The sequence below is a fragment of the Baia soyae genome (assembly GCF_004341445.1).
Classification (GTDB): Bacteria; Bacillota; Bacilli; order Thermoactinomycetales; family Thermoactinomycetaceae; genus Baia; species Baia soyae.
Window position 1 is genome coordinate 1 of sequence record NZ_SLXV01000089.1, and the last position, 1,242, is coordinate 1,242.

The following is a 1,242-nucleotide window of genomic DNA, read 5'->3' on the forward strand; positions in this document are numbered from 1 at the left end:
CAGGTGTGTTGATTAACCAAAAAATGGGATAAAAAGGAGAAAGACACCTTTCTTCGAAATGGTAAAGTGCCCACTAAACCATAGAGAGGTGTCCCTTATGAAACAGATTACCATCCTTTATCAAACACTACAATCCCTGATATCAGCAGATGAAATAGAAAAATTGCTACAAGAAGAAGGATATCGCGAAACAGCAAGGAAGTTCAATTCTTTCGAGCTATTGAAAGTTTGGATCTCATCGGCGATCGAGAAATGGGGCAGTTTTCGCGAAAGCGAAGAACATCTAAGGGCAAGCAAAAACTTGATAGAAGTGAATTATTCGACATTTTCTAAGAAGGCATCAGCTGTCCCCTACTCTTTTTTCAAAAAACTACTTCACTTATTCCTAAGTCGATGTAATCGACGCCTTCGTAGAGATCTAGAATTGCCACCATCCATTGCTGTAGATTCGACTACCATTACAACTGGAGCCGGAAACTGGAAATGGGCACAATTCCGCGGTGAAAAAGCGGGTGTGAAGTTGCATGTTTCCTTTGATGTGCAAACAATGACTCCTATATGTGTGGAAGAATCAGTTGCGTCGCAACATGATTCAAAGAAGGCATCTCAGTTGGTCACTATGAAAAGAGCCATCTATATTTGCGATCGTGCGTATGCCAAATATGATCGGATGGATAAACTTCATGGAGAAGACAAATTCTTTGTCATCCGATTAAAGAAAAATGCCGTTACTCGTGGTGAACGTATCTGCTCTGTTCCGACAAAGGAATCCTATGTTAGAGAAGACTGGATAGCGCGTTTGGGCGAGGAAGTGAATGGAACGATCCATCCATTTCGGTTAGTTACTTTTCACGATCTGGAGGGACATGAGATTCGAGTGGTTACGAATCTATATGATGTGAGCGCTGAGGCAATTGCTGGAATGTATCGTGCCCGATGGCAAGTCGAGCTGTTTTTTCGCTGGATGAAACAACATCTGAATGTAAAGCGGTTGTTCGGAACAACTCCAAATGCTGTATACGGTCAGCTATACGCTTCCCTTATCGCTTATGCATTAATTCAATGGTTGTATGGCTACACACGTCGAGCCTTTTCTGCCATTTCAAAAATTGTTTTCTTGCGCAAGCTGTGGCTTGGGCAACTCCCAACCGAATGGTTACTGAGGATCTATCAGTTCCTTCATGAAGAATGTCATAGATCATTGCTCTAACTCCCAAAATTATGCAAATCAACACACCTGAT

1 protein-coding gene is annotated in these 1,242 nt (G+C 42.0%); it reads left to right on the forward strand.

Annotated elements, in window-relative coordinates:
- The first annotated feature begins 97 nt into the window (after positions 1–97).
- Positions 98–1,210 (forward strand): IS4 family transposase, encoded by a 1,113-nt coding sequence (locus EDD57_RS14235; protein WP_165873859.1) that lies wholly within the window; start codon positions 98–100, stop codon positions 1,208–1,210.
- Positions 1,211–1,242 lie beyond the last annotated feature (32 nt).

Excerpts from the sequence above, each read along its gene's own strand:
- EDD57_RS14235 (WP_165873859.1), top strand. The coding sequence starts at position 98 with ATGAAACAGATTACCATCCTTTATCAAACACTACAATCCCTGATATCA.